Source organism: Spirulina sp. CS-785/01, from assembly GCF_028330525.1.
GTDB lineage: Bacteria > Cyanobacteriota > Cyanobacteriia > Cyanobacteriales > Spirulinaceae > JAQMSD01.
The window spans coordinates 1-3,614 of record NZ_JAQMSD010000008.1 but is presented as its reverse complement, the minus strand read 5'-3'; the positions used below and the strand labels follow the sequence as shown (position 1 = coordinate 3,614).

At 43.1% G+C, this 3,614-nt stretch carries 7 protein-coding genes and 1 tRNA gene; 2 read left to right on the top strand and 6 right to left on the bottom strand.

Annotation, left to right across the window (positions count from 1 at the left end; genetic code table 11):
- Positions 1-130: 130 nt before the first annotated feature.
- Positions 131-1,093: a hydroxymethylbilane synthase gene (gene hemC / locus PN462_RS00365; protein ID WP_272125826.1), complete on the bottom strand. Its 963-nt coding sequence runs from the start codon at positions 1,091-1,093 to the stop codon at positions 131-133.
- Positions 1,094-1,306: 213 nt separating this feature from the next.
- On the opposite strand from hemC, the gene PN462_RS00360 reads away from it, so the two are divergent.
- Positions 1,307-1,777 carry a hypothetical protein gene (locus PN462_RS00360; RefSeq protein ID WP_272125824.1) on the top strand — a complete coding sequence of 157 codons (471 nt, stop codon included), beginning with the start codon at positions 1,307-1,309 and terminating at the stop codon, positions 1,775-1,777.
- A gap of 57 nt (positions 1,778-1,834) precedes the next feature.
- Positions 1,835-1,905: transfer RNA gene (locus tag PN462_RS00355), tRNA-Cys, on the top strand.
- Between the two features lie 412 nt (positions 1,906-2,317).
- Here the strand turns inward: PN462_RS00355 and PN462_RS00350 are convergent.
- The 5 genes from PN462_RS00350 to PN462_RS00330 form a co-directional block, all read right to left on the bottom strand.
- The gene (locus PN462_RS00350; protein ID WP_272125822.1) at positions 2,318-2,530 is read right to left on the bottom strand and encodes a hypothetical protein; all 213 of its coding nucleotides are present in this window, start codon (positions 2,528-2,530) and stop codon (positions 2,318-2,320) included.
- 81 nt (positions 2,531-2,611) lie between these two features.
- Complete coding sequence (locus PN462_RS00345) at positions 2,612-2,779, bottom strand: hypothetical protein (protein WP_272125821.1); 168 nt, start codon at positions 2,777-2,779, stop codon at positions 2,612-2,614.
- Between the two features lie 11 nt (positions 2,780-2,790).
- The gene (locus PN462_RS00340) at positions 2,791-3,024 is read right to left on the bottom strand and encodes a hypothetical protein (protein WP_272125820.1); all 234 of its coding nucleotides are present in this window, start codon (positions 3,022-3,024) and stop codon (positions 2,791-2,793) included.
- Positions 3,025-3,074: 50 nt separating this feature from the next.
- On the bottom strand, positions 3,075-3,266 hold the full coding sequence (locus PN462_RS00335) for a hypothetical protein (RefSeq protein ID WP_272125819.1): 192 nt from the start codon (positions 3,264-3,266) through the stop codon (positions 3,075-3,077).
- Positions 3,267-3,349: 83 nt separating this feature from the next.
- Positions 3,350-3,607 carry a BrnA antitoxin family protein gene (locus PN462_RS00330; RefSeq protein WP_443029022.1) on the bottom strand — a complete coding sequence of 86 codons (258 nt, stop codon included), beginning with the start codon at positions 3,605-3,607 and terminating at the stop codon, positions 3,350-3,352.
- Between the last annotated feature and the right edge of the window lie 7 nt (positions 3,608-3,614).

Sequence of the window (3,614 nt, the reverse complement as noted above, 5' to 3'; positions counted from 1 at the left end):
CGCCCCCTTACAGCTAATCCGGTCTAGAGAAACGACCAGTAGTGTTAATCCGCAATACCCCTGGAGAGCTATTCGCAGCTACGGGAAGGTTATCTCTCCCCACTCCCCCACCTCACGAAGTAGGTGGGGGTCATTGAATTTGGGCGAAAATTTCGGCGAGAATTTCTTTGGCCCCACGGGTTTTTAGATTTTCCGCTAAGTCGAGGCCAAGTTTTTCGGCCTCTTGGGGAGTCCCGGAAACACTGTCTTTGATGAGTTGTTTCCCGTCTAAACTGGCCACCATTCCGGTGAGGGTGAGGGTATTGTTGGTAATGTCGGTATTTACCCCGATGGGGACTTGACAACCGCCTTCTAATTCGCGCAGAAAGGCACGTTCGGCGAGGGTACGGTGTTTAGTCGGTTCGTGTTCGATCGCGCTTAATACCGATAAAATTTCACTATCCCCGTCTCGACATTCAATCCCTAGGGCCCCTTGGCCAACGGCATGGAGGGAGATTTCGGAGGGGATGATTTGGTGGATGCGATCGCCCATTCCTAACCGTTCTAATCCGGCTACCGCCAGCACAATGGCATCATAGTCCCCATTATCCAGCTTTTGTAGGCGCGTGTTTAAGTTGCCCCGAATATCTTTAAATTCTAAGTGGGGTAAATGGTGACGCAGTTGGGCCAAGCGACGCAGGGAAGAAGTCCCAATGACTGTCCCTGGGGGTAAGGTTTCCAAGGTTTGATCTTGGTGTTTGCTGTGAACCACCAATGCGTCTGCCGGGTCCACCCGTTCTGTTACACAGCCTAACATTAACCCCTCCGGGAGATGGGTGGGGAGGTCTTTGAGAGAATGAACGGCAAAGTCTGCACTTTGGTTGAGGAGGCCGACTTCTAATTCTTTGGTAAAGAGTCCCTTATCCCCAATTTTCGAGAGGGCCACATCGAGGATTTTATCCCCTTGGGTACTCATGGTGGCCACTTCAAAGCCGTGGTTGGGGAAATGCTGCTGGAGTAAGTCCCGGACCCAATGGGTTTGGACTAGGGCCAGTTGGCTTTTACGGGAGGCAATGCGGATGTTGCGAGGAGGACTAGAAACGGTTGAGGTCATAACGGTGTTTGGAGCAACAGATTATTCAATGTCACTCGATCTAGGGTATCGCAGGGACTGACCTTTTTGAAACAGGATTTGCACGTAATTTCAACTAAGCAAATTTACCATTGTAGAACTTTTGTTAGAGATTGACAACATTTTTGCTGAAAACTGTACTTTTTTCAGTAGCATAAGAATAGGAGCAAAACTAAATAACTCTAAAGAGGATATATGAAAAATTTATTATCTATTTTGGTTACGGCAGCCAGTGGGATCATGCTATTTGGGGCGAATGCGATCGCAGAACCGCAACTCTCCTCCGACGATCCTAGGTTTTACCAACCCGTCGAACCCACCAACGAAGAGATATTTGGCGGCATCGGCGGCGGTGAAAGCCTTGTCAAGGTGGACCCAGAAGATCGTATTTATACAGAAGCCAATCTAGATTCAGAAATTGAAACTGTTGGGGGAGTTCGTTGCCTAGAAAACCAACTCACCCAAGAAGTCCGGTGCTATAACGGTGAAAACTACTTCATCGCCTATAATCAAACCGATGAAGGCGAAATCGATAACAGCCTGATCCCGGATCACACCATCGCAGGCTACCAAATCGATCTCTCCGACGAAATGCTCATTCAACTGCGCACCAGTTACCTTGATGTTGATGTAACGGCGATTGTGGAGTTTGGCACAAGACTTTAAAAGAACGCTTGTAAATTTCAGCCAATTAACGCTATAATTGAAAACCGGATAATTGGCGGCGGCATCGCCAAGTGGTAAGGCAGGGGTCTGCAAAATCCTTATCGTCGGTTCGATTCCGACTGCCGCCTTAATTTAGACTTGATTGGTCATCGGTTGCTCAACCCTATACCTTGGGTTAACACCCAAAGCGAAGAACGAACGTCGGCAACGGACTGAAATAGCTGTTCCGAACGAATTCAGAACAGCCAGACAATTAATAGAGTGAAAGATGATACGATTCAGGAGTGGGAGCGTCTCGCTCCCTATTTTTTATTAAGCATAATTATCCGGATTTTATATTACTAATTGTTCGCTAACTGCAACAAGTCCCATTCTCTCACAGACCCCAAGTAGTGAAGGCAGCCCCTGCCGCTTGCAGGAATTGACGACGGGAAAATCTCACCATGATTTATTGTTGTAAGGCTGGATGAGTTTATCAGTGTTTCCAGTTTAACCGCTTGTTTTGTAATGTCAAGACTCGGCAGCGCGATTTATCGCTTATCATTGGGTTTGTGGTAAATAAGTCTGAATAAAAGCCTCTGGGGTGAAACATTGAAACGCTGCGATCGCCTGAATTAATGCACGATTCCCCGACACAAAGCAATCTGCCTCTCCATATTTTGCAGAGAGATAAATTTCAATATCTTCCGAAGGAATGCTATTAGCATTAATTAACTGAGCTTTTTCCTCAGACCAATCTAGGGTAGAAGGCACATAAAAAATGTTGAGCCACTGCCAAATATTAGCAATAATTTGACCCGCTTGATCTTTGCCATATAAATATTTACTGACTCGTCAAATTTGTTCTAAAAGCTCATCTGATAAAATAACTTCAGCGTTTAAACTAGGAGACTTTTCTCTATATCCTAATGCTTCTAAAATTAAACTATCTGGACTGGTTTGATCTGCATCACCAATAATAAAAATATTAGTGTCTAAAAAAACTCTTTTCAATTTAGACATTTTAAAAAAGACTAAGCCCTTCCTTTTTCTTTTAGCATTTCTAGTTTGACCTGCTGAATTAACTGATGTACCTTTTCTGGAGTATCATAACCTTTTTCAATCATCATTTGATAACGCTGATCAAACTCATCTGGTTCATCTTTAGCCACAACAATAACATCGACTTCACTATCGCTACAATCTTCATTAAGCGTAGCTTTAACTTGACCGTTTTCTATAATTCCTTTAGTTTTTATGATTTTCATTTTCCTTTTTTAAATTCATTTATTTAATTGAGTAGATATTGAATGAAGCATTAAATAGTCAGACGATATTCTTCAATATAATTCAGCATTTCCTCAAACTGGGAATCATTTTTATACTTACCAGCCATTTTGAGCCAAGGATTTTGTAAAACAGCCATAATTTTTGGTTGCTCTTCGGGAGACAGTTGCTGGATGAGTTCAATAATTTGCTCGACTGTTAGTTGTAGAGTTAGTTGGGACATAATGCTATACTATAATAGTGTGAATGCTTAATTTTATTCTAGTTAATCTAAAAGATCAGAACTTCGATCAAGATGAAAATATCTTATTGCTCCACTCGCTTGAGTTCCTCTCGTAACACACGACGTAATGTATCTTCTAAAGACTCCTGACGTTGCTGGATATGTTGACGTAAGGCTTCATTGATTAAAGTTTGATAGTCTCCCCCGCCAGTTAAATGCACTTGTTCTCGAAACCAAGCTAATACGTCTTCATCTAATTGTAAGGTGATGCGCGTTTGACCGGGTAGCTTTGGAGTAATTGCGCCTCGTTTTCCGTGACTAAAATCATATTCTGCTTTCATTACCAGT